General features: G+C 45.4%; 19 protein-coding genes. 16 read left to right on the forward strand and 3 right to left on the reverse strand.

Translation table 11 applies throughout. The annotated features are described in order from the left end of the window. Window positions 1-167: 167 nt before the first annotated feature. On the reverse strand, window positions 168-1,601 hold the full coding sequence (locus tag MKX75_RS13150) for a glycoside hydrolase family 1 protein (RefSeq protein ID WP_339169919.1): 1,434 nt from the start codon (window positions 1,599-1,601) through the stop codon (window positions 168-170). 341 nt (window positions 1,602-1,942) lie between these two features. On the opposite strand from MKX75_RS13150, the gene MKX75_RS13155 reads away from it, so the two are divergent. Together MKX75_RS13155 and MKX75_RS13160 are read left to right on the forward strand one after the other, a co-directional pair. After that, complete coding sequence (locus MKX75_RS13155) at window positions 1,943-2,911, forward strand: LacI family DNA-binding transcriptional regulator (protein ID WP_339169920.1); 969 nt, start codon at window positions 1,943-1,945, stop codon at window positions 2,909-2,911. A gap of 205 nt (window positions 2,912-3,116) precedes the next feature. Further along, window positions 3,117-3,410: a DUF3817 domain-containing protein gene (locus tag MKX75_RS13160; RefSeq protein WP_339169922.1), complete on the forward strand. Its 294-nt coding sequence runs from the start codon at window positions 3,117-3,119 to the stop codon at window positions 3,408-3,410. 79 nt (window positions 3,411-3,489) lie between these two features. Here the strand turns inward: MKX75_RS13160 and MKX75_RS13165 are convergent, their stop codons facing one another. Further along, window positions 3,490-3,627: a hypothetical protein gene (locus tag MKX75_RS13165; RefSeq protein WP_167350856.1), complete on the reverse strand. Its 138-nt coding sequence runs from the start codon at window positions 3,625-3,627 to the stop codon at window positions 3,490-3,492. Between the two features lie 118 nt (window positions 3,628-3,745). Between MKX75_RS13165 and MKX75_RS13170 the strand changes: the two genes are divergently transcribed. The 6 genes from MKX75_RS13170 (at window position 3,746) to MKX75_RS13195 (ending at window position 10,351) form a co-directional block, all read left to right on the forward strand. Further along, window positions 3,746-4,090 carry a thioredoxin family protein gene (locus MKX75_RS13170; protein WP_339169923.1) on the forward strand — a complete coding sequence of 115 codons (345 nt, stop codon included), beginning with the start codon at window positions 3,746-3,748 and terminating at the stop codon, window positions 4,088-4,090. A gap of 180 nt (window positions 4,091-4,270) precedes the next feature. Next, on the forward strand, window positions 4,271-5,293 hold the full coding sequence (locus MKX75_RS13175) for a LacI family DNA-binding transcriptional regulator (RefSeq protein WP_062834223.1): 1,023 nt from the start codon (window positions 4,271-4,273) through the stop codon (window positions 5,291-5,293). 177 nt (window positions 5,294-5,470) lie between these two features. Then, window positions 5,471-6,394 carry an ABC transporter permease subunit gene (locus MKX75_RS13180; protein ID WP_339170454.1) on the forward strand — a complete coding sequence of 308 codons (924 nt, stop codon included), beginning with the start codon at window positions 5,471-5,473 and terminating at the stop codon, window positions 6,392-6,394. A 15-nt stretch (window positions 6,395-6,409) separates the two neighbouring features. Continuing rightward, window positions 6,410-7,297 carry a carbohydrate ABC transporter permease gene (locus MKX75_RS13185; RefSeq protein WP_076211802.1) on the forward strand — a complete coding sequence of 296 codons (888 nt, stop codon included), beginning with the start codon at window positions 6,410-6,412 and terminating at the stop codon, window positions 7,295-7,297. Window positions 7,298-7,332: 35 nt separating this feature from the next. Further along, window positions 7,333-8,976, forward strand: coding sequence for a sugar ABC transporter substrate-binding protein (locus MKX75_RS13190; protein ID WP_339169924.1), 1,644 nt, complete (start codon window positions 7,333-7,335; stop codon window positions 8,974-8,976). A 22-nt stretch (window positions 8,977-8,998) separates the two neighbouring features. After that, a complete protein-coding gene (locus tag MKX75_RS13195; RefSeq protein WP_339169925.1) occupies window positions 8,999-10,351 on the forward strand; it encodes a glycoside hydrolase family 30 beta sandwich domain-containing protein in 1,353 nt (450 codons plus the stop codon). A 27-nt stretch (window positions 10,352-10,378) separates the two neighbouring features. On the opposite strand, the gene MKX75_RS13200 is transcribed toward MKX75_RS13195, so the two are convergent. After that, complete coding sequence (locus MKX75_RS13200; RefSeq protein ID WP_339169926.1) at window positions 10,379-11,212, reverse strand: AraC family transcriptional regulator; 834 nt, start codon at window positions 11,210-11,212, stop codon at window positions 10,379-10,381. Between the two features lie 122 nt (window positions 11,213-11,334). Here MKX75_RS13200 and MKX75_RS13205 point away from each other — a divergent pair, with 122 nt between their 5' ends. From MKX75_RS13205 to MKX75_RS13240, 8 genes are all read left to right on the forward strand, one after another. Beyond that, window positions 11,335-12,792, forward strand: a complete 1,458-nt coding sequence (locus MKX75_RS13205) for an alpha-L-fucosidase (protein ID WP_062834227.1) — start codon at window positions 11,335-11,337, stop codon at window positions 12,790-12,792. Window positions 12,793-13,440: 648 nt separating this feature from the next. Then, window positions 13,441-18,729 carry a S8 family serine peptidase gene (locus MKX75_RS13210; protein WP_339169928.1) on the forward strand — a complete coding sequence of 1,763 codons (5,289 nt, stop codon included), beginning with the start codon at window positions 13,441-13,443 and terminating at the stop codon, window positions 18,727-18,729. Window positions 18,730-18,891: 162 nt separating this feature from the next. Continuing rightward, window positions 18,892-19,653: a YheC/YheD family protein gene (locus MKX75_RS13215; RefSeq protein WP_339169930.1), complete on the forward strand. Its 762-nt coding sequence runs from the start codon at window positions 18,892-18,894 to the stop codon at window positions 19,651-19,653. 143 nt (window positions 19,654-19,796) lie between these two features. Then, window positions 19,797-19,979 carry a sporulation protein Cse60 gene (locus tag MKX75_RS13220; RefSeq protein WP_062834230.1) on the forward strand — a complete coding sequence of 61 codons (183 nt, stop codon included), beginning with the start codon at window positions 19,797-19,799 and terminating at the stop codon, window positions 19,977-19,979. Window positions 19,980-20,127: 148 nt separating this feature from the next. Then, a complete protein-coding gene (locus MKX75_RS13225; RefSeq protein WP_339169931.1) occupies window positions 20,128-21,297 on the forward strand; it encodes a GntR family transcriptional regulator in 1,170 nt (389 codons plus the stop codon). Between the two features lie 232 nt (window positions 21,298-21,529). Continuing rightward, complete coding sequence (locus MKX75_RS13230) at window positions 21,530-22,831, forward strand: glycoside hydrolase family 125 protein (protein WP_339169932.1); 1,302 nt, start codon at window positions 21,530-21,532, stop codon at window positions 22,829-22,831. A gap of 79 nt (window positions 22,832-22,910) precedes the next feature. After that, window positions 22,911-24,290 (forward strand): extracellular solute-binding protein, encoded by a 1,380-nt coding sequence (locus tag MKX75_RS13235; protein WP_169479594.1) that lies wholly within the window; start codon window positions 22,911-22,913, stop codon window positions 24,288-24,290. 67 nt (window positions 24,291-24,357) lie between these two features. Further along, entirely contained in the window at window positions 24,358-25,224 is an 867-nt protein-coding gene (locus MKX75_RS13240; protein ID WP_091016580.1) for a sugar ABC transporter permease, read from the forward strand.

Consider the following 25,224-nt stretch of genomic DNA (forward strand, 5'->3'; position numbering starts at 1 on the left):
TAGTAGCTAATGAGAATGCCCGATGTGTAGCATCGGGTGTTTCTTTTTGAAAATAAAAATAAATCCCCCAGACAGAAAACATGCCAAGGTATCGTATAACCTACACTTTTTCATGTGATTTGTCTGAGGGATAGACTAATGTATCTGTTACATTTGCTTAAAAAACCTTAACGCTGCAAACTTTTCCCGTTACTGCTGATCACTTCTTTGTACCAATGGAAGGATTTCTTGCGATAACGTTCGAGTGTTCCTGATCCATCATCATGACGATCCACATAGATGTAGCCATAACGTTTTTTCAACTGGGCAGAAGACGCACTGACAACATCAATACAACCCCATGATGTATATCCCATAATCTCCACGCCATCTTTAATGGCTTCGCCAACCTGAACCAGATGATCATTCAAATACTGGATGCGGTAGTCATCTTCGACGGTTTTCTCGCCTTCAGCACCCGTGATCAACTCATCGACAGCGCCAAGACCATTTTCTACAATAAACAGTGGTTTTTGATAACGGTCATAGAACATATTAAGCACATAACGCAATCCTTGCGGGTCGATCTGCCATCCCCATTCACTTGCAGGCAGGTAAGGGTTAGGTACACCACCAAGCAGGTTACCTTCTCCTGCGACTTGTTTCTCCGGGTCTGCTGTCTGACAGATACTCATGTAATAACTGAAAGAGATAAAGTCTACTGTATTCAGCAGCATTTCCTCGTCGCCAGCTTCCATCTGAATCTCGATCCCATTTTCCTGGAAGTAACGTTTCATATAACCAGGGTAGCGACCTCTTACATGCACATCACCGAAGAAATAGTTGCTATGCTCGAATTCCATGACTTTGATCATATCGTCTGGATTCGGTGTCAGCGGGTAAGTCGGCATGCTAAGCATCATACAACCAATCTGTGCCGTAGGAATAATATCATGACAGAGCTTCACAGCAGAAGCACTGGCTACAAACTCATGATGGATCGCTTGATACAGATCTTGTTTGCTGAGCTTCTCCTTCGGCGTATAGATGCCGCCGCTCATGAATGGTGCTTCAAGGATCGAATTGATTTCATTAAAAGTAAGCCAATAATTTACCTTGTTTTTATAACGTTTAAATACGGCAGTTACATAACGCTCATAGAATCCAACCATTTTTCGGTTAACCCAGCCGTCGTATTCTTTGGACAAGTGAAGAGGTGTCTCATAGTGGGATAGTGTAACCAGTGGTTCGATCCCATATTTGTGACACTCGTCAAACAGATCGTCGTAGAATTGCAGACCTTCTTCATTCGGTTCCAACTCATCACCTTTCGGGAAAATCCGGGACCAGGCGATGGAAGTACGGAATACTTTGAAGCCCATCTCGGCAAACAGTTTCACATCTTCCTTATAGCGATGATACAGATCGATACCGATCAGTTTCATGTTATCCTCAGTAGGTTCTTCCGTGATTGGCCCCATGATGCCTTTGGGAGCTACGTCCTGAGTAGACAGGCCTTTGCCGCCTTGATTGTATGCACCTTCAGCCTGGTTGGCTGCAATTGCGCCACCCCAAAGGAAATTTTCCGGGAATTGATAGGTTTGATTTTGAGAGTTACTCATGTGTATCGCTCCATTCATCAAATTGATTTTAAGAGGTTGTTCAAAAAGCCCGATTTTGATTACAAAGGATGCCTAACGGCATCATCTGCATCGAATATGAAATTCAGCCGAAATGTCCGTTGCTCACGTAGTTTTCCCTACGCTCTGCTACTCCATTTCTAGCTTCATCCCATCTTCTCGGTACTGAAAACGGGTCTTTTTGAACACGCACTTTAAGATGATTCATATATGACATAAAAAAAGCTTAAACGTTGTAACGGGTTACACGTCAAGTTTTACTTTTGACCCCAATCTAAGGCATACTATTATTCTATAGTTCGTTAGCAAGAAGGGAGTCTCCGATGTCCAAGTTTGATGAAATTATGAAGCGGTCCGGTTACTCAAAAGCGACCGTGTCACGCGTGATTAATCATTCTCCGCATGTTAGTGATGAAGCAAGACAGATCATAACGGATATTATGAAACAGTTGAATTATATTCCCAACCGAAATGCGGTATCGTTATCTACCGGGCAGACCAAGCAGATTGGAATTGTGACATCTACCACAGGTGAGATCATTCTTACGTTCATGAATCAATTCATTGATACAGCCATGGATTTTGGATTTCAGACGATTATCTATACATCCCGTGGAGATCGGGATATTGAATTACAGGCTTTCGAAGATCTGCGCAGCAAACGAGTGGATGGGTTAGTTATTATTGCTTGTGTCAATGATCCTCGGAAATTAAAGGCTTATATGGAGTATGGGCCCATTGTCTCCTGGCAGCGAATGGGGAATGATGAGATTCCGTCTGTTGCGATGGATCAGGCAGAAGGGTATAAGTTAGCTCTGGAGCATCTGGTATCAAAAGGATACACCCGAATTGCGAATGCATTTGGTAGGACTGAAAGTTTGAATACCCAGAGCCGCCGTAAAGCCTATGAATCTTTCATGAAGAGTAGAGGGTTGCAGGTGTGGACTGAAGCATATCAATATTCCGTATTTAGCTCCTCCGATGGCGAAGAAGCGATGCGGAGAATGGCTGAGGGACCAGAACTTCCACAGGCCGTATTATGTTCGAATGATTATGCAGCCATCGGCATTCTGAGTGAAGCACGCAGACGGAATATACAGGTACCGGAACAACTCGCCATTGTGGGGTTTGATGATATAGAGCTTTCCCGTGTTCTCGGAATCACGACTATACACAATCCGATTGCGGAGCAAGCCACCCAGGCTTTCCATCAATTGTGGGCCGTATTGGGTAAAACAAATTTGAAGACGGAGCAGCTGACATACCATCTGATTGAGCGTGAGACGACTTGAATCCGTAAGACCTGATGTGGAAATATGGTTTTATGGATTCAATAATTATTCAAATTTGAAGCATCTTCGAATCAAATTCATACGTTATACTGAAGATGGGCTTCAGAACGACATATCTGAACGGAGATGTGGCGTGAAGTTTTCTTATCATGTTACAAGTTACATATTTCACAAACGATTAGCGGGAAAGGTGAGAATGGACTTTATGAAGACAGTGACAGGCCGATTCAGAATTGCGGGCATATGGGAGGGCGTATCCTTACTTCTATTGATTTTTATTGCTATGCCTCTGAAATATTTTGCAGATATCTCTTCCGCTGTAGCCGTAATGGGCATGATTCATGGTATTTTGTTTCCTTTATACCTTATTGCACTAGTGCATTTGGCTCTGGTCAAAAAGTGGAATATAACACGCTGGTTGATGGGTGGACTGGCGGGTCTATTGCCTTTCGGAACTTTCGTATTCGAATCTTATCTTCGGAAGAGAGATTGGAAATAAAATTTAATATGACTAAATGAAAGCAGGCGACTAATTCAGATGTTATCCGAATTGTCGCCTGTTACTTTCTGTACAAGTACTACTTTACAGTACCTTGCTGACGATCGGAAAGCAGGCTTACTCCAATATCGCCAGAGGCATTCGACACAGGTGCATACGCCGAGAAGGAAGTAACAACTACCAGGGCAGTGAACAGAAATAAGAATGATTTTTTCATACCATAACCTCTTTCATATGGGGATATATTCCATTTGATTCTAACGCACATAGGCTATACTTGAAAAGAAAAAGTTTAAATGAGCAAGCTATTGAATGACTGAAAGGGTTGAGCTTCAATGAAAGATATTCATGAGTTAACTTCCATAGAAATGGTTGAAGAAGTTATTCAACAACATGAATTGTTTTTTTTGTATGTATCTCGTCCAGAGTGCAGTGTATGTCACGCTTTACTCCCCAAGATCAGGGCTTTGCTTGAACCTTATTCATCAATATACCTGGGTCACATTAATGCTAACGAAGTGGAAGAGGTTGCGTCCAAGTTTCTTATTTTTACCGTTCCAACAATGATCATGTTTGTGGAGCAGAAGGAATATATTCGAGCGGATCGTTTTGTTCGCTTGGAACGTCTGGAAGAGCAACTGCAACAGATCCACTCCATGTATAAACAGGATGGGGAATAGAAAGCTAAAGCTTCATGAACGGCGGCTCATACATGAGCCGTTTTTTTGCGCCCGCAGTGGCCTATAGCTATGAATAAAGTACATGATGCCTGAACTCGCAAATTAAAGTGTTGCCATGAAAACGGTTTTATGATAATTTAAACATTATAAAAACGTTTTTATAGCAAAGGAACAAAATCTATGGCAAAAATAACGATTAAAGATGTAGCAAGGGAAGCGGGCGTATCCATATCGACGGTTTCCAACGCCTTGAATGGTGTAGATGTCTTGAACCCGGAGACGAAATCGCATGTTCTCAAGGTGGCAGAGCGTTTAAACTATGTGCCCAATCTGAACGGCAAGCTATTGAAGTCCGGTCAAACCAAAATGCTGGGTTTTTTCACCACAAGTGTATCGGGTCCATATTTCTATAAGCTGGTGGAGTCGATGTCTCGCGAATGTGATCGGCTTGGGTATGGTTTGAATGTATTTGTGACTAAGGATAAACACGTAATTATGAGTAACATTCTGGGGCGGCGGGTGGATGGTGTCATCATCTACGAAGAGCTTCGGATCGATGAGCAAGATATTATTGCTATGGAGAAAGATAAGATCAAGGCTGTTTTTTTGGATCGGGTCTATCAGAGCGATACGATGGGAAGTGTCATTTTTGACTCGTATGTGGCGGCTTACGAAGCAACCAAGTATTTAATTGGGCTGGGGCACAAGAAAATTGCTTATATTTCGGGTGTGGACACGATGTTTGATAGTGTGCAGCGTAAAGATGGCTATCTGGCGGCTCTGCGTGAATACCAGCTTCCAATCGATGAAGATTACATTATACAAGGGTATTTTGAGGAGGAGAGCACGTATAGTGCTATAAAATCTTTTCTTCACTTGCATCCTGGCAAGCGGCCTGATGCATTTCTTGCGGGGAATGACTTGAGTGCCATTGGTTGTATGCATGCGTTGAAATCTGAGGGCTTTGAAGTGCCTCAAGATGTTAGTGTCGTGGGCTTTGATGATATCGATATCGCACAGTATTTTTCCCCACCACTCACAACGGTAAGAAATCAAATTGCAAGACAGGGTATCCTGGCCATCAATCAACTGGTGGGCATGATCAAGGAGAAAGAACAAGGGGCTGCACAGAAATTGGCGGGTGAGCTAGTGGTGAGAGGTTCAAGCCATGTGAAGATCGACCGGAAAGATTATCGTACATAAGCTGACTCATCTTCTCCGGTCTTTTTTACACAAATAAAAGTAAAGGGGGTTTTTATGCCGAAAAATAAAAACGTTTTTATAAACATGCATGATGGAGGGGAGTAAAAGAACGTGGATAAATTAGCCGTAGAGACATCAACCGGTAAAAATCCGATCAGTCCCAATGGAAAGAAGCCCATGGGACAACGGATCAAAGAATTCATAGTGGATTATCGAAGACAATGGGAGATTCAATCAATGATTATCCCTGGCATTATCTTTATGATTATTTTCTGTTATATCCCGATCTACGGGTTGACGATTGCATTCAAAAATTACACAGTCATTGATACACTGGCTACTGCTCCATGGGTAGGACTGGATAATTTCAGAATCATTTTGTCTGACAAATACTTCTGGGATGCGGTCGTGAACACTCTGGGGATCAGCTTTTTGAAACTGGGTATAGGCTTCGTGATTCCCATCATTCTTGCGATCATGATCTACGAGTTAAACAGCGGACGCTTCAAGAAATTTGTGCAAACGGTTTCATATTTACCTCACTTTTTGTCCTGGATCGTACTTGGGGGAATGCTGATTACCTGGTTTTCAACAACGGGGTTATTTAATCAATTGTTACTTAGCCTGGGAGTGATCTCGCAACCACAGAACATCTTGCTGGACGCAGGCAAGTATTGGTGGATTGCTACCTTATCGGATATCTGGAAAGAGGCAGGTTGGGGAACCATTCTGTATCTGGCGATCATGGCGAAGATTGATCCTACGTATTATGAAGCTGCCAAAATTGATGGTGCAAGCCGTCTTAGACAGATATGGAATATCACATTGCCCAACATGAAATCAATCATCAGCTTAAATCTGATTCTAACTGTAAGCGGTTTATTAGGATCCAATCTGGATCAGACACTGGTTCTCATGAACTCCCAGAACCGCGACAAAGCGGAAGTCATCAATTCGTACGTCTATCGTATGGGGATGTCTCAGGGTGACTTTTCATATGCAACGGCCGTTGGCTTGGGCGTCTCAATCATCTCTGTCATTCTGCTCGTCACGGCGAACAAAATTACGAGCAAATTAAACGATAATCAATCTGTGTTGTAGAAGGAGGCATCCCGCGTGAATGGAAAGGTGGCAAAAGAAGATCTCGATAGTCGGATCTTTGATACCTTAAATATGATTTTGCTAATCATTTGTACGGTTGTTATTCTGGTTCCGCTTTGGAATGTCATCATCTCTTCCTTTAGTTCAGGCAAAGCGTTGGCGGAAGGTGGGTTCATCTTCTGGTCACCGGAATTCTCACTGGAGAATTACAGAGCTGTCTTCAACGATCAGGGCATCTGGCAGGCCTTCTTCATATCAGTGTCCAAAACAACGATCGGCGTTGTTACACATGTGTTCTTCTGTGCCATGGTTGGCTACGGTCTGAGCAAAAAGTACATAAGAGGCCGTAAATTATACGTTGCCATGGGGGTCATCACCATGTTCTTCTCGGGTGGCATGATCCCCACGTATCTGTTAATCAAATCACTTGGCTTGCTTAACAGCTTCTGGGTATACATTATCCCAGCGTTATTCAGCTTCTATGATGTCGTGATTCTGATGAATTTCTTCCGGAATGTCCCGGATTCTCTGGAAGAATCGGCCAAGATTGACGGCGCAGGGGATTGGCATATTTTCCTGAAAATATTCATTCCACTCTCCATGCCTGCCATGGCTACAATTGCGCTATTTAATGGGGTGGGGCAATGGAACGACTTCATGACAACCAAGTTATACATTACCGATCAGTCACTGTATCCGCTCCAGATGATGTTGTATGAGATTATCGTGCAGTCCCAGACCCAATCCATGCAAAATGTCGGGGGTTCGGCTGTCATTGAAACAACAACGAAAGGCGTGCAATTGGCCACCATTGTCATTACAACACTACCGATCGTGCTGATCTATCCCATCGTTCAGAGATACTTTATCTCGGGTATGATGCTGGGTGCTGTTAAGGAATAGAAGAACCAAATACCCATTCGAGGAGGAACAAAAACATGTTGAAGTTGAACAAGGCATCAGGAAAAAAAGGGATTAAAATGTTCGCAACACTGCTCACGGCCGTACTTATGATTACAGGTTGCAGTGGTGGATCTGGGGGCTCCAGTGAAGGGAACTGGGTATCCATTGAAGATCGCTATACGGTTGACCCGGAAAAGCCAGCTTGGCAGTTGGATAAAAAGGAAGAAGCTACCGACCTGACGTGGTACGTCAATGCAGACTGGTGGAACACCGATTTTGGCAAGGATATTGTCACTAAGAAAATCAAAGAGGATCTGAACATCAATGTTAAATTCATCACGGGTGATGATACCAAGTTAAATACATTTTTCGCCGGTGGAGATATGCCTGACTTGTTGACGGTGTTTGACTCGAATTCTCCAGTGGTGCAAAAAGCTGCAACCTGGGCTATGCCGCTGAATGATCTGGCGGAGAAATACGATCCCTACTTCAATAAAGTTGCGGCTGCCGATACGTTGAACTGGTTCCAACTGGCAGATGGTAAAACGTATGGTTATCCGAACTATTCCAATACGCAAGAGGATTATGATAGCGGTAACATTCCAGCCAAGACGGCATTCGTCATTCGTAAAGATGTGTACGAAGCTTTGGGTAGTCCGGTCATTGGAACACCAGAAGAATTCCAGAGTGTGATGAAACGAATTAAGCAAGAGTTCCCTGCGCTGATTCCGTTTGGATTCAACTCTATTGGTGAAGGAACAGGTTCACTCGGGGATACGTTGCAAGATTTCATCGGCGTTCCGCTCGAGACTGAATCGGGAGAGTTCTACGATCGCAATCTGGATGAAGATTATCTCACGTGGTTGAAGACATTGAACACCGTGTACAGAGATGGCAATATCAGTGATGACAGTTTCGCGGATGATGGTACGGCTTTTGAGGAAAAAGTGAAGTCCGGTAAATACGCGACCATGCTGCTCGACGGTACACCTCAACAAGGAGGGAACTTGCAGATCTACATGAGCGCCAATCCGGGCAAAGAATATATCGCCATTGATGGGCCGCAGAGCACCCAAGGCAATGCACCGACATTGAATCAATCCGGGATTACCGGGTGGATGATTAATTTTATTTCTAAGGACTGTAAAGATCCGGCCAAGGCCATTCAGATATTCACATACTTGCTGAGTGAAGAAGGCCAGACGCTTATGAATTACGGAATCGAGGGGGAAACCTACCAAACCAAAGCCGACGGTAGCGTAGAATTGCTGCCAGCGGTGAAAGACCTGCAACTGAATAACGCGGATCAATTCAAAAAGGACTATCGGATGGGTGAATTTATGTTCTTCGGTCATGATCGCCATAAAGCGCTGAGTGCAGATGCTTTTCCGGAAGCCATCAAACAGATGCAGGAGTGGGGCAAAGGCAAGCTGAAACCACACTTCATTCTGGAGAATATTAGTCCGGATCAAGGCACACCTGAAGCCCGTGCGTTGTCGGCGATTAACACCAAATGGAATACAACACTGGTCAGTATGGTACGTTCCAAGGATGATGCTTCGTATGACAATGCACTGGCTGTTTACAAGTCATTTCTAGGCGAAAACCGCTGGGAAGAGATTGTGAAGGTTCGCAGTGAGAAGATGAAGCTGAACAAAGAGAAATTAGGCATTCAATAATAGAAATATGAAGGAGAATCCTATGACTACATTCAAAATGTACAAATCGACGGGAGAGGACGAATTATTTGTCCCCGTATCCTCGGAACAATTAAAACCGCTTGCCTCCGATCTGGAGACAACGACCATTCTTCTGAATGATCAGGTAACGTATCAGGAGATGGACGGATTTGGTGCGTCTTTCACAGATTCTTCCGCCTATCTGATTAACCAAATCTTGAATGAGGAGCAGCGGGATGAGGTCATGACCCGACTATTCCATCCTGAGAAAGGGATTGGGCTATCAGTCATCCGTAATCCAATGGGGGCTTCGGACTACGCCAGAACGGTATACAGTTATAACGATATGCCAGAACAGCAGACGGACCCGGAATTAACCCAATTCAGTATTTCACATGATGAAGAAGACGTTATTCCTTTAACGCAACAGGCTTTGGCATTGAATCCTGAACTGAAACTGTTTGCTTCACCATGGAGTGCACCAGGATGGATGAAAACGAGCGGATCGATGATTACCGGACAGTTGAAGGCTGAATGGTATCCCGTTTATGCGCAATATTTTGTGAAATACATTCAAGCCTATGCTAAGCGTGGATTACCGATTCATGCCATCACACCACAGAATGAGGCGCTTTATGAACCGGGGCATTATCCCGGTATGTTGATGCCAGCTGAAGCGCAAGCAGACTTTATCAAAAACCATCTCAAACCAGCCTTCGTCAAAAACGATATTTCCACCAAAATTCTCTGTTACGATCACAACTGGGATCAACCGGACTATCCCCTGACCGTATTTGAACAAGCGGGAGAGGAAGTGGATGGCGTAGCCTGGCATTGGTACGGGGGTGATGCTTCTGCTCAAACAAAGGTTTATGAAGCTTTTGCAGGCAAAGAAGTGCACTTCACCGAAGGATCAGGCGGGGAGTGGATACCGCCCTTTGAACAGGCCTTCTCCAATGTGATGCGAACAGGAATTCAGATTCTTCGCAATTACAGCAAGTCTTTTGTACTGTGGAACATGGCACTTGATGAGAACAACGGGCCTACGGTTCCTGGTTTTGGTCGCAGTACATGCCGTGGTATCGTGCAGGTGAATCAACAGACGAGGGGGCTTACGTATACACTTGATTATTATGCATTGGCACACTTTAGTGCCTTGATTCGTCCAAAGGCTGTTCGTATTGAATCAACCGCCAGTAATGATTCTATCTTTTCTGTGGCGTTCAAAAATATAGACAGTTCCGTCGCAGTAGTCCTTTTCAACGATGGAGAAGAGACAACGAATGTGCAGACTAAGCTGCGAAATGAAGAGCTGTTATGTTTCCAAATGGAAAGCAAAAGTGCCATATCCATTTTAATTGATCCCAACAAGTAAAAAGAGCTGAGCATCAGGGCTTACGTCTTACGTTGTCAGTACCGTTGTTTGTCTCCGGTATTCCGTAGGCGTGAGCCCTGTATGCTTTTTGAATTGTCTGGAGAAATAGTACAAATCACTGAATCCGAGATGCTCGGCGATGGCCGTTATCGTGTTCGGTGTACAGGTGAGCAGTTCCTTGGCTTTATCGATTTTTTTGCCAGTAATGTAGAGGATCGGAGGAACACCGATCTGTTGCTTGAAGAATCGAATGAAATAATTGGGATGCATGTAGGCGATCTGGGCCAGCTCCTGAACCGAAATATTCTCTTCGATGTTGGAATCGATGTAAGCCAAAATGGCAGATAATTTCTCCATGACAGGCACGTTATTAAAAGAGAGCTGATCCAGATCGAGATTCATTATATAGTGGGACAATAACTCGGTCAGTTTGCTCTTGGCCATCATATGGGCATAGACTTCATCGGATTTTGCATATGTCAGAATACTGCTGAAGATTTCCTGAATCAATTCAGGGTGATCTATCGTACAGATGTGCGGGAACTTTAGAATTTGGAACAAATTGATTCCCCCAACCTTTGCACTAAAGTGACACCAATATTTGAGAAAAGGACGATCGTTAATTGCAGAGTAGGATTGTTTGATCCCTTCTGGCATTAAGATAAGCTGATTAGGCGTAGGGTAATACTCTTCACTGCCAATCTTGAGCCAACCTTCACCCTCACATATGAAATAAAATTTGCTGTAATCCGGCGTGTAATCCAGATCCCGCCAATCGGTGTCGCACCGATTGTAGTTGACCATAAATAATTCAACTTGCAGATTGGACAGGTAGTTCGTAAGCAAAGTTTGGTGATTCATATTCTTCATCTCCATACAAGGTTAGTATTGTCCATCTAAAAGTTAGTGTTCTGCATGTCTATCCTTCCGCTGTAGAACTACAATACAAATGCAGACGATAACGGAAGGAATGAGAAAATAGCATGGATAAAAACGAATATTTGCAACAGATCGAAGCAACGATTGCCAAGGGGAAATTCAAGGACAATTGGAGTTCACTTAGCGCATTTCAAGTTCCTGAATGGTACCAGAAGGCGAAATTCGGCATCTTCATCCACTGGGGGCTGTACTCCGTCCCGGCCTATGATAGCGAATGGTATTCGCGAAATATGTATATTCAAGGTTCCAAAGCTTATGAACATCACCTTGCGGTGTACGGACCTCATAAGGAGTTTGGATATAAAGACTTCATTCCGATGTTTCGTGCAGAGAAGTTCGATGCAGATGAATGGGCAACGTTATTTAAACAGGCCGGAGCCAGATATGTTATGCCTGTAGCTGAGCACCACGATGGTTTTCAGATGTACAAGAGCGATATCTCTCACTATAACACATATGAAATGGGCCCCAAACGGGATCTTCTGGGTGAGATGAAGGTTGCTTATGAGAAGCAGGGACTGACCTTATGTGTATCGTCCCACCGTGCCGAGCATTGGTTCTTCATGTCTCACGGGAAGGAATTTGAGTCAGATATTCAGGAGCCCCTGAAGCGCGGTGATTTCTATTGGCCTGCCATGCCGGAACCGGATCATCATGATCTGTATGGTTCGCCTCCAACCGAGGAGTATCTGGAAGACTGGTTGATTCGTTGCTGTGAGCTGGTGGATCAATATCAGCCAAAGGTCTTCTATTTCGATTGGTGGATTCAAACGGTTGCATTCAAACCCTATCTTAAGAAATTCACTGCTTATTATTATAACAAGGGCGAAGAATGGGGCGTGCCTGTAGCGATCAATTATAAACATGAGGCCTATATGTTTGGCAGTGCCGTTCCGGATGTGGAGCGGGGACAGTTTGCTGAACTCAAGCCCTATTTTTGGCAAACCGATACGGCTGTCGCTAAAAACTCATGGTGTTACACGGAAAATAATAACTATAAATCGGCCGAGGAAATCCTTCGGGATCTCGTGGATATTGTAAGCAAAAACGGAAGCCTGCTGCTGAACATTGGACCCAAAGCAGACGGCAGCATACCGGATGAAGATCGGGACATTTTGCTGACCATCGGCAAGTGGTTGGAAGTGAACGGCGAAGCCATCTATGATACATCCTTCTGGCGTACGTTTGGCGAGGGTCCAACAGAGGTGAAGGAAGGGCAATTCACGGATGGGGATACGAAGGTATTTACGAGTGAAGATATACGGTTTACGGTAAAAGAAAGCAGTCTGTACGCGACGGTTCTTGCCTACCCGGACAACGGGGTGATTCACATTAAATCGCTGAAGGAACATTCTCACCATTTTCAAGGCGTTATTCAGGACATTCAGGTCCTTGGGTACGAGGAACAACCGAAATGGGAGAGAACAGCGGAGGCACTGACGATTACTACAACCAACGTGAAGAGTATAGCACCTGTCGTTTTCAAAATTGAATTGGATTAAGAGGGAAAAAGAATCGGTTAAAGAGCCGGTTCTTTTTTTGTTTTTCAGGGTCTGTTTGGACTATTTTTTAATAGGTGTATTTGCGTTAATGCGCAAAGTGTAAGGAGAAGTACAAGCGACATGAGACATATAAAAGCATTAAATAGACTTATTTTCTATATTTTTCAATAAAAGTACTTGTATATATCGAATAATGATTCTATACTATACCAAGAAAATCCAATTAAATTCCTAATTGCCTATTATATGTAATTTAAACTGTTTTCTAACTCACTCGAACCACGATCGAAATACATATTGACTACTCCTTAGCAAGCGTTCTGCTAACGCTCTAGATCACCCTTCCACATGAATGCTTATAGACATTCACTCTCGTTGCATTACTCAAACACCCACACCTTTCACTCTCATGGCTTAATCCGAGTTGTTCCATCTCCTAAACGTCCAAGCGAAAAATCATAGAATGATCTAGTTATCTCTTCTGACTCATATTGTTCCCTAACCAGACCTGTAAAGGAGGTGAGGCTTTATGTGAAAACCAGGGCGTCTATTTCGTCCGTAATAAAGATCATTTTACCGTTTTATTCTGCAGAGAAGGGCATATGTACCAGACTAAATTACAAAACCGGGTAAAAGGAGTGGAAAAGTTTGATAAAGATTAATCGGTTACGCAAGCCCATCTCCATGGGGCTCTCGCTTCTCCTTGCATTTTCGATCGTTCATCCGGTTTCAGCTGAAAACTCCCCATCATCCAAATTGGATATGAAATCTGGACTCGCCAAAGTTACGGAATCCAAAGTAAACGCCAAGTTAACCAAAGAATTTGAGGGTAGCGAATATGTTACCTATCTGGTGAAAATGAAGGAGCAGGTGGACACAGCAGCGGTCTCCAAACAGGCGCTTGAAAAGGCGTCGATCGCCAAACAAACGGCCTCAGCCACGAAGCTGTCCGTTCGGAATTCCGTCGTCAGCTCTCTGCGGGAAACGGCCTCACGTACACAATATACATTGGAAAGTTATCTGGAAAAGGAAATTGACCTGGGCAAGGTCAAAGAATATAAAAGCTATTTTATCGTCAATTCATTGGCAGTAACGAGTACCAAAGAAGTCATGGAGCAGATTGCGCTGCTGCCTGAGGTAGAGAAAGTTCTACCGAATGAGACAAGATACTTACAGAAAGCGGAAGTAAGTAAAGAAGCGGCGAATGCGGCTCCAGCCAAGGATGTTGAACAAACGCCAGCCAAAGACTCTGCAGTCGGTGTCAAAGATAAGGAACCTGCTGCGAAGGACAAGCTTGCGACAGAGAACGTGGAATGGAACCTGGATTACATCAATGCGCCAGCCGTGTGGGATCGGGGCATCGATGGAACAGGAATTGTCGTTGCCAATCTGGACAGCGGTGTGGACTATACCCACCCGGCGCTTCGCAGCAAATGGCGGGGACTGGATGCTTCGGGCAATATCGTTGATCCCGAACTGAGCTGGTATGATCCGCATAGTAATGCTTCCCTTCCTGCTGACGAAGACGGACATGGTACTCACACGATGGGTACGATGGTTGGCTCTGAAGCGGATGGCACCAACCAGATCGGGGTTGCTCCCGGTGCAAAATGGATTGGTGTAAGGATATTCAATCCGGAAACAACGGATGCCATTATTCTGGATGGCGGACAGTGGTTGATCGCTCCGGTCGATGCAGAAGGCAATCTGCATCCTGAACTTGCACCGGATGTCGTAAACAACTCATGGGGTGGAGGCGCAGGACTGGATGAATGGTTCCGGCCTATGGTCCAAGCCTGGCGTGATGCGCAGATCTTTCCTGAGTTCTCCGCAGGTAATGTAAGACTGACGAATCCGGGTGGTCCCGGTTCTGTCGCGAATCCTGCCAATTACCCTGAAAGTTTCGCCACGGGAGCCACAGATATTAATGGTAACCTGGCTTCCTTCTCGCTGCTGGGTCCATCTCCGTATGGTGAGATTAAGCCAGAAGTATCTGCCCCTGGGGTAAATATCCGTTCAGCAGTTCCGGGTGGTGTATATGAGGGAGGCTGGAACGGCACGTCGATGGCAGGCCCGCATACAACTGCGCTTGCCGCACTCCTGCTACAGGCCAATCATTCCCTTACTGTGGATCAGCTGGAGCAGATTATTACAGATACAGCAACACCGAGAACGGATAGTCAATATCCGACCTCTCCTAATAACGGTTACGGTCATGGCATCATTAATGCCCTCGATGCTGTGGGTTCTGTACTCGAAGGAATCGGTACGGTATCCGGCAGAGTAGTTACAGCCGGAGATGATCTGGAAGAGCCGGTACTGGCACATACCCCTGTCAATTCTGCCTTTACAGGCATCGATATACCATTAACCGCTCATGTGACAGATAACGTCGCGGTAGTCTCCGTCGAGGCTTTTGCCAAAACGACAGGTACCAACCAGTACGTTTATCTGCCGATGAATCGAATTGCTGGAGATAGCAAAGATGGTACGTATACAGCGACCATTCCGGCATTTCTTATTGAGCCACAAGGCGTGGAGTATTATATTCGTGTGAACGATTACGGCAACAACGGATTCGAAAGTCAGGTATACAAAGTGGCTGTGTCCAATGGTGTTCAGCCAGGATATCTTCAGGATTTTGAAGAAGATCAGCTGGGCTTCACCACTGGTGGGACCGGAAGTACCTGGGTCTGGGGAGCGCCAAGCAGCGGTCCTGGAAGTGCATACTCTGGTGAGAAGGTGATTGCAACCAACCTGCAAGGGACTTATGTGGCGAATAGTAATGCATATCTGCTTGCGCCGCCAATTGATCTTACCGAGAGTCCGGAAGGTGCATTATTATCCTTCAAGCACTGGTATGATTTGGAGAATAACATCGACTTTGGCAAGGTATACATTGCTTCCGAGGACAGCGACTATGTGTTTGAAGAGTTGCTGAGCTTCACGGGCACGGGTGGCAATTGGAAGAAACAATATGTGGACCTTCGCGAATACGCGGGACAGCAAGTATTTATCAAATTCAATCTGACCAGTGATAACTCGGTGCAAAAGGCGGGTTGGTACATTGATGATTTCGCAGTAGAAGCCTTGGATGAGATTGCGCCGGGGGCACCTGCCGGATTGTCTGCGACTGCTGATATTCTGGGCAATGTAGCCTTGAGCTGGACTGGGCCGAGCGATGAGGATCTCGAATCCTATATCGTATATCGTTCCACAACCGCAGGTACAGGTTATGAATCCATTGGAACTGCAACAGGAACAACGTTTACAGATACGTCTACCGTGACGGATTCGACGTATTACTATACCGTTGCCGCACTTGATTATAGTGGCAATGAAAGCGACAAGTCGAATGAGGTCTCCATTACAGTAGAGGTGCCTCAGGACATCTATATCGATCATTTTGACGGCAGTGATGATAATGGCTGGACTCACTCGGGTACCAAAGATGAGTGGGAACGGGGCATTCCGGTAACGGGACCTGCCAGCGCCGTTTCTCCGCCGAATGTCTGGGCGACTGATCTGGACAATACGTACGAGAATGGCTCTAACTATTCACTCGTATCTCCGGTTATTGATTTGACGAATCTATCCGAAGGGACCCTTACGTTTAATCATTGGTACGAGATTGAGAGTGGATACGATTACGGTTATGTGGAAGTAACCAAAGATGGTGGAACGACATGGTCGGAATTGGGCAAATTCTCACACAGTACAAACGGCAAACAATGGGCACCAGTATTCTATGACCTCGATGCACTTACCGGTAATGAAGTTCAATTCCGGTTCCGTCTGACCTCAGACAACAGTGTTGTGAAGACAGGCTGGTTCATTGATGATTTCCGTGTACTGGGTGTTGCTGCGGAGACCGTAACCGAGGACAGTGCCGTTGTGCTTAATAGCGACAAACCGAAACCGTCCTATGATAACCCTTGGTACAAAATTTCGCGGACAGACAAAGCGGAATTCAACAAAACGAAACAGCAACAACCGGAAGTTGAAAAACCAGGAACAGGTTCGGTTAATCCACAAAGCCTGCCTGCCAGTGCAACGGTTACGGTGCTGGAAACCGGTCGTTCAGTGAAAACGGATTCGGCTACAGGCAAGTATAGCTTCACACACGTAGCGGGTGATTACACGTTAAAAGCTGAGGCATATGGATATTATCCTCGAACTCAGCAGGTAACGATCACCGATGGCAGTGGAGCCAAAGCCAACTTTAATCTGGAGGCAATTCCGCATGGACAGATTGAAGGTGTAGTAACGGATGAGCGGACAGGACAACCACTGGCTGATGCTTCCGTTCTCGTGGTGGAAGATGCGAAGGTAGGTGAAGTCCGCACAGGTTCAGATGGCAGCTTCGTTATCCAGGTATTGGAAGGAAATTATACTCTGTCCATCCGTGCTGCTGATTATTACAGTAAAACCGTTACTGTAACTGTACCTGGTAATGGTACGGCAGAGGCGAATGTTGCCTTGAAACCATTCATCGGTTTCCCAGGGGAAATTGCTTATGATGATGGAACAGCAGAGAACGCACGAGCTTTTAACGCTGCGGATAACGCTTGGGCGGTTCGAATGACACCAGAGCTGGAGACCGCTCAACTAACAGGTGCATCGTTCCGATTCTGGAACACCGAATGGCCTGTACCTGGAGGTACAGCGTTCCAATATGCTGTCTATGATGCTTCGGGTACTGGCGGCGCTCCGGGACGACAACTGGCTGGACCATTTGACGGTACTGCACTTCGTAACGATCAATGGACAACCGTTGAATTCCCGGAACCGGTCATTGTAACAGGTGATTTCTATATTGTGTATGTACAGAGTGTAGCTGGAACTGGTGCTCCGGGACTGGCTACTGATGAGAATGGTACGAATGCAGGTCGTAGCTGGCAGCGAGTAGGTGGCGCATGGAGCACTTCACCTGCAGAAGAAGGTAACTACATGATTCGTGCAGTTGTGAGATATCCGGTAAATGCACCTGTGCTTACGACACCAGCGAACACATACACGAATCAGTCAACTTTTACGATATCGGGAACGTCCCCGGCATCCGGTGCCCAGATCAAGTTTTACAACGGCAAGGATCTGGCTGGCACTACAACCGTGGCGAATGGGAAATTCTCGTACGGTGTGAAACTCCGTTCTGGGATTAATGCGATTACTGCCGAGGCAGTGGTGGATGGCAAAACAACTGACCGTTCACTCCCCGTCGTCCTTATTCTGGATCAGACCAAACCGCAGTTGACGATTCTAACGCCAGCTCAAGGGGATCGCATCAATGCAGAAGTGGTTCACGTAACGGGTAATGTCGTGGAACAATTCCTCGATAAAGTAACCGTTAACGGACAAACCGTACAAGTGGGCAAAGACAGAAGCTTCAGTCATCGCGTATTGGTCAATGAAGGGGAGAACACGATTACCATTACAGCAACCGATATCGCTGGCAACAAAACAACCGTAACGCGTACCGTCTACGTGGAAACGGCATTGCCAGAACTTACGAACATTACGCCAGCTGAAGATGTTCGCATCACATCAGGGGAGAGTGTCACCGTTTCATTTGACAGTAAACCTGGTCTGCAAGCCTCTTTTCGAATTCAGTTACCGCTGAATCTGAATGCCCAAGGGGCAGGAGAGATTCCGTTGGTGGAGACTGCGCCTGGTCGTTACACAGGTACGTACACTACACCTTCATCCCTTGTTCTTGAGGGCGGAGTTATCGTGATTCGTGCCCAGGATGCAGCTGGCAATAAAGTAGAGACGGAAGCAGCTGGACGATTGTTCGTCAGCGCAGCACAAGAACAATCAGTTCCAGAACCAGATTCGAGTCCAGCAGAGACTGAGGCTAATGAATCCAGTTTACCGTCCGCTGAAGGGTCTGCAACCTTAATGAATCAAAGTGTGAACCCGATGTTAACTGTGTTTTGACTATCTAAGCAAGAAGCCGATAAGCCGAGGTATCAGGGCTTGTCGGCTTTTTGTTATATTCTCTTTTCATAGCTGACGCCTAAGATTAGTTCGAGAGAATTGCATATACTGCATGGTTTGCAGCATTAGGATCAACAAATACGACAACAGGAGGAGTGAACAGTGGGAGTTGATGCATTACAACGATCCCAACCGTTACGAAGTAAATGGCTCAAAACCAAAATACTGCTGAACAACTCGACTATCAAACCATTCATCCCTGATACACAGCGATATAGCCAATCTAACCTTAAGTCCATGCTGGGGAAATATAGAATGGTATATATCAAACCTGAGATAGGCACCTTTGGAATGGGAGTCATTAAGGCTGAGATGGACAATCATGACCATTTTGCCTACCAGATCCATCAAAAGCGCCTGACGTTCAACAGCTTCGAGTCGTTTCATCGAAGTCTGACCCATCTGGTTAAGCAGAAAAGCTATCTCATTCAGCGAGGTATTCATCTCTTGCAATATCACAACAGGCGCTTTGACATACGGGTAATGGTCCAGTTGAATCCCGGGCAGAAATGGGAAGCGACCGGGGTCATCGGCCGACTGGGTCATCCGAAGAAAATCGTGACCAACTACCATAGTGGTGCCAAGCCAATGAGTATTCACACCTTGTTGAAATCCCATGCTTCCGACAAGCGCATTAATGAATTGATCCAAGAGATGAACCGCTTGGGCATTGACATAGCTCGACACATGAGTAAGAAGTACACTCGTTTGAAGAGCATTGGGTTGGATATCGGTCTTGATCGAAGTCTAACGCCATGGATTATTGAGGTGAATGCCAAGCCAGATCCCTATATTTTCAATCAGCTAAAGGACAAGACGATGTATCGTAAGGTGATCCAATATGATCGTCAGAACAGATCATAATAGATACCGTAGTCAAAAAGAAGCCAGAATTTATAAGTTTTGCAAGGGGCAGGTGGGAGAAAGGCAGTTTGATATGCGACCTAAATGCCTAAAAGACGTATAATATTCCTTAAGTCATTATCAGATGGATAGGGAGATGAACGATGAGAACACAAGTGAAAATATTCGAAAATGCAAGTACTTTAGAGTTGGAGAAAGAAATGAATGAATTTTTAAATGGGATCAATACTGTAAATGTAGTGGATATCAAGTATTCTCAAGTAGCCGTTTCTAACGGTGGTTATGTTATAAATCATTTCTCGGCTATGGTTATGTATGCCAAATAAATTTAATCATGAACTTTAGAAAATGAAGCATTCCATGGGGATGCTTTTTCTTTTGCCCTCATATGACAGAAGGTGAGTCGTCTCTTTCTTCACATTAATGATATAACATGATATATTAGGATGTAGAACATGAGAAGTATGGGTATTTATGGAGGTGCTTGTATTGGGGAAAGACTCGGCATCCAAGCCGATGTATGAACAGATCTTTGAATCCTTGCGTGAACGGATACAGCTTCATCAATATCAAGTGGGTGAGCGTGTTCCTTCGGAAAAGGAATTATGTGATGAATTCGGAGTTAGCCGGATTACGACTAAAAAAGCGCTTGAGATGTTGGCGAGTGAACAATTAATTGTTCGTCAGCCGGGAAGGGGTTCTTTTGTAGCTGATACGGCAGATATGTTACAGGAAAGACCTGCCAAATCTGCTCCGCGTGCTGCGGTTAAAGATCCGGAGAAAAAGCTGCTCATTGGCCTGGTCATGACCAACTTCAGTGACATGTACGGTACAGAACTGTTATATGGGATGGAAGAAGCTTCGCGAGAGCATGATTGTTTTCTCGTACTTAGACGATCCTTCGGGATTCCCGAGCAGGAGGAACAGAGTATTCAGGAACTGCTGGAACTGGGTGTGGACGGATTGATTATCTTTCCCGCACAGGGTGAATACTTCAGCGATGAGATTCTTAAACTGGTCGTTAACAAATTCCCGTTTGTCCTGATTGATCGGTATTTGAAAGGCATTCCAGCTTCATCTGTCAGTACGGATAACGTAGGCGCGGCGAGAGAAGGGACGAATTATCTGTTCAACCTAGGTCACCGACACATCGCTTTTCTGACACAGCCTCCAGCGAACACCACTCCAATTGAAGAACGAATTGAAGGCATCATTGAGGCTCATCACGATCAAGGAGTGCTGGTAAACAGGGAACTGTGGTTGGAATCTTTTCTTTCGACACTGCCCAGTGTGTTCGATCCTCAAGTCGAGGTCCGTGATGTGGAGACACTGGTGGAACATTTACAGAAATACCCGCAGATTACTGCACTCTTTGCTGCGGAGTATCATATTGCTTTACTTGCAGAGCAGGCAGCAGATCGGCTTGGTCTGAGGATTCCGGAAGATGTGTCCATCATATGCTTTGATAGTCCGAACGCTGCCGAAGGCAGTCGTGTAACACATATGAGACAAAGCCAGTTTGATATGGGAAAACAAGCATTTGAGATGGTGCTTCAAAGTATGCAGAACAACGAAACTGCAGTGAATAGAGTCGTTCTTCCTGCCCGCTTGGTGAAGGGGAAATCGACGAGTACGGTGAGATAAAAAGGTGAATTTTAATGGCTTAATATTCATTGTGTTCAATCAGGGGCTTCGTGTAAACGAGGCCTCTTTTTTGTGCGGATAAAATGGGGAGAATTGCTTTGAATGGTATACTATTTAGTGTCGTTTAATTAAAATAACATGCTAATATATAAATAAATATATTGACATAACATTATATTCGTTTTAGGATGATGAAAGCGGTTAACAAACTGGATTACATAAGGAGGACAACATGCTGACACCCAGAGATAATCAAGAAATTTCCCCCTCGATATACGACATGGTTGATCAGGTTAACAAACGTATGCCGGACCATCCGGAACTTAACCAAATGTTCAAAAATTGTTTCACCAATACGATGGCGACCACAATTCAGCGCAAAGAAGATGGAACAACTTTTGTGATTACAGGAGATATTCCTGCGATGTGGTTACGTGATTCTGCCGCTCAGGTCAGACCTTATCTGCTTCTCGCTTTAGAGGATGAAGATATCGCTGACATGATCGCTGGACTGGTTGAACGTCAACTGAATTATATTCTCCTGGACCCTTATGCAAACGCTTTTAATGAGACGGAGAGTGGAAAAGGACATCAGGAAGACCTGACGCAGATGAATGATTGGATCTGGGAACGGAAGTATGAGATCGACTCACTGGCTTATCCGATTCAGCTCAGTTATCTCCTGTGGAAGAACACGGGGAGAACAGCTCAATTCAATGATACGTTCCGCAAAGCAGCCGAGATCATCATGCAGTTATGGCAAGTGGAGCAGCATCATGAGACGAAATCACCCTACACGTTCCAACGTCTGGATGCTCCCGAAACCGATACGCTCACCCGAGAGGGACGAGGTACTGAAACGGTATACACAGGCATGACCTGGTCGGGATTCCGTCCCAGCGACGATCGCTGTGAATATGGATATCTGATTCCATCCAATATGTTCGCCGTTGTGGCGCTTCGATATCTGCAGGAAATTGCTGAAGCTGTGCTCAAGGATGAATCGCTGGCAGCGACCGCTAAGCAGTTGGAGGAACAGATCAACAAAGGTATTCAGGATTACGGCACCGTTGAACATCCGGAATATGGAACCATATATGCGTACGAAACGGATGGGAAAGGCAATCACAATCTGATGGATGATGCCAATGTGCCGAGCCTGCTGTCTTTACCTTATCTCGGATATGTAGATGAGAATGACAAGGTGTATCAGAATACACGCCGTTTCATTTTATCCACGCACAACCCGTATTTTTATGAGGGAACAGCAGCAGCTGGAATCGGTAGTCCGCATACACCTGAAGGGTACATCTGGCATATCGCTTTATCGATGCAGGGGCTCACTACAGAGGATCGCAATGAAAAACTAAGATTGCTTCAGCTCATCCATAAGACGGATGCGGATACCGGACTGACCCATGAAGGTTTTTCGGCCAACAATCCACATGAATATACACGTCCATGGTTTTCATGGTCCAACATGCTCTTTAGTGAACTGATGATGGATTATTGCGGATTCCGCGTACAGAAATAGGATAGGAAAGCAAGAGATAGCCTGCGAGTACATCATAACGTTCGGAGTTCGTTGAATTCCGACAAGAGGAGAGCGAATCATGAGAAAAATATCATTGAAAATGCCGGTAGCAGCAGTTATGACATCCTTGCTCATTCTTACTACAGCCTGTTCGGGCGGAAGCTCAAGCACAGGCACAACCAGTGATGGCAAGAAAGAGGTAACCGTATCGTTCCGTTCTTCAGGATCTGAAGATACACTTACGAAGTTCTTCCAATCAGGTTTGGTAGATCAATTCGAGAAAGAAAATCCCGATATCAAAATCAACATTGCACCTGTACTGGCAAGTGAGGGTGATTATACGTCCAAAATGGTTTTGCAGATGAAATCCCCGGATACGGCGCCTGATGTCATTGCTGAAGATACATCCATTATCAAATCTGATGCTGCTGCGGGATATCTGGAGCCGCTGGATTCACAGGTTCAAGGATGGTCCGATTGGGAAGAACACATCATCGACAACCTGAAGGCAGGGGTTACAGGTGAAGACGGCAAGGTGTATGGCGTTCCGGCTACCTCGGATACACGCGGGATTTGGTACAACAAGGAACTGTTCCAACAGGCAGGCCTCGAAGTTCCTTTCAAACCTGCAAGCTGGGCAGAAGTACTCGAAGCAGCACGTACCATCAAGCAAAAACTGCCGGGTGTGACACCACTTAATATGATCGTGGGCAAAGCAAACGGTGAGGGTGTGACCATGCAAACACTGGAAATGCTGCTCTATGGTACGGCGGATACGCTGTATAACGACACCAGCAAGAAATGGGTCGTGAACAGCCCGGGACTGCTGGATTCCTTCAAATTCATAGATCAAGTGTTTAACACGGATAAAACAGGTCCGACCATGCAGGTTGCCCTGAATGGACAAGCTGGCAGTATTGCATTCCAGCAACAGTTCCCACAAGACAAACTGGCGATGGCTGTAGATGGTAGCTGGGCAGGTTCAACATGGGCCGAGAACGGTGCTGCTCCAATCGCCAACGTCGAAGAGAAAATAGGTTTTGCGCCATTCCCAACACAAAATGGGGAAGAACCGGGGGCAACTACGATGTCTGGAGGCTGGGCTTGGTCTGTTCCTGCACAAGCGAAGAACAAGGAAGCAGCTTGGAAATTTATCGAGTTTCTGATGAATAAGGAAAATGCGACTGCACGCGTAGTGGCGGAAGGCAGCCTCAGCCCACGTAATGATTCCACAGAAGTTGAAGGTTATACGGATCGTCCATATACCAAAGAAGCACAAGAACTCTTGAATGTGGCCCACTTCCGCCCAGCGAACGATCAATATGCAGCGGTATCCGCACAATTGCAAAGCATTGTTGAGAGTATTGCCTCTGGCAAGCTGACGCCAGAAGAGGGAGTTACGCAATTGAAGGACAACGTATCCCGTTCCCTTGGCGCGGACAGCATCGAAGAGAAATAAGGATATCGATATATTCGGAGGGGGAGGCACAATCTCCCCTTTTTCCGGTTCGAATGGAGAGTGACTTATGAAAAGGAAAGCACCAGGTTCATTTCTGTTTCTAATGCCTTCCGTACTGTTATTACTTGTGTTTTTCATTGTTCCCATCATTCTGACGATCTGCTTTGCCTTTACGAATATGGCTCTGACCGGGGCGGCAGCCAAGAGTTTGGAGTTTGTCGGATTCCAGAATTTCATTAATATGTTCCATGATCCGGACTTCCGCATTAGTGTCTGGCGCACGCTGGTCTTTCTCATCTTCTCCGCAGTGATTGGTCAGGTATTGCTTGGATTCATTCTGGCGCTTCTAATGAAGGAGAAAAATGTGACGTTCCGCCGCGTCATCGGCATCATCGTCATTGCCGGTTGGGTAACACCCGAGATTGTCGTGGCATTCTGTATGGTGGCCTTTTTCAGTGACAATGGTTCATTGAATCAGATTCTCGGCTGGTTCGGGGCAAATCCAATCTCCTGGTTGTTCAGTTTCCCTATGGTGAGTGTCATTATCGCGAATATCTGGCACGGCACAGCCTTTTCAATGATGGTCTATCAGTCGGCACTGGATGATATCCCGAAGGAAGTCGAAGAAGCTGCCATTATTGACAGTGCCACCGGGTTCCAGATTGTTAGACACATTACGATTCCAATGGTAAAAGGGTCCATCGTGACCAACATGATGCTGGTTACTCTACAGACACTGGGTGTTTTCACGCTGATCTATACGATGACCGGTGGTGGCCCGGGTACTTCAACACAAACCTTGCCGATCTTCATGTACAACCAGGCCTTTGTGAACTATCAGTTTGGATACGGCACAGCCATCTCGTTGGTTCTGTTGTTCATTGGTATTATCGCCAGCCTGTTCTACATGCGATCCATGAAAGTGAAAGTGTAA

This window comes from Paenibacillus sp. FSL R5-0341, from assembly GCF_037975235.1.
GTDB lineage: Bacteria > Bacillota > Bacilli > Paenibacillales > Paenibacillaceae > Paenibacillus > Paenibacillus amylolyticus_A.

Coding starts and splice junctions, on each gene's coding strand:
- MKX75_RS13150 (WP_339169919.1), bottom strand. CDS start 1,601: ATGAGTAACTCTCAAAATCAAACCTATCAATTCCCGGAAAATTTCCTT.
- MKX75_RS13155 (WP_339169920.1), top strand. CDS start 1,943: ATGTCCAAGTTTGATGAAATTATGAAGCGGTCCGGTTACTCAAAAGCG.
- MKX75_RS13160 (WP_339169922.1), top strand. CDS start 3,117: ATGAAGACAGTGACAGGCCGATTCAGAATTGCGGGCATATGGGAGGGC.
- MKX75_RS13165 (WP_167350856.1), bottom strand. CDS start 3,627: ATGAAAAAATCATTCTTATTTCTGTTCACTGCCCTGGTAGTTGTTACT.
- MKX75_RS13170 (WP_339169923.1), top strand. CDS start 3,746: ATGAAAGATATTCATGAGTTAACTTCCATAGAAATGGTTGAAGAAGTT.
- MKX75_RS13175 (WP_062834223.1), top strand. CDS start 4,271: ATGGCAAAAATAACGATTAAAGATGTAGCAAGGGAAGCGGGCGTATCC.
- MKX75_RS13180 (WP_339170454.1), top strand. CDS start 5,471: ATGGGACAACGGATCAAAGAATTCATAGTGGATTATCGAAGACAATGG.
- MKX75_RS13190 (WP_339169924.1), top strand. CDS start 7,333: ATGTTGAAGTTGAACAAGGCATCAGGAAAAAAAGGGATTAAAATGTTC.
- MKX75_RS13195 (WP_339169925.1), top strand. CDS start 8,999: ATGACTACATTCAAAATGTACAAATCGACGGGAGAGGACGAATTATTT.
- MKX75_RS13200 (WP_339169926.1), bottom strand. CDS start 11,212: ATGAATCACCAAACTTTGCTTACGAACTACCTGTCCAATCTGCAAGTT.
- MKX75_RS13205 (WP_062834227.1), top strand. CDS start 11,335: ATGGATAAAAACGAATATTTGCAACAGATCGAAGCAACGATTGCCAAG.
- MKX75_RS13220 (WP_062834230.1), top strand. CDS start 19,797: ATGAGAACACAAGTGAAAATATTCGAAAATGCAAGTACTTTAGAGTTG.
- MKX75_RS13225 (WP_339169931.1), top strand. CDS start 20,128: ATGGAGGTGCTTGTATTGGGGAAAGACTCGGCATCCAAGCCGATGTAT.
- MKX75_RS13230 (WP_339169932.1), top strand. CDS start 21,530: ATGCTGACACCCAGAGATAATCAAGAAATTTCCCCCTCGATATACGAC.
- MKX75_RS13235 (WP_169479594.1), top strand. CDS start 22,911: ATGAGAAAAATATCATTGAAAATGCCGGTAGCAGCAGTTATGACATCC.
- MKX75_RS13240 (WP_091016580.1), top strand. CDS start 24,358: ATGAAAAGGAAAGCACCAGGTTCATTTCTGTTTCTAATGCCTTCCGTA.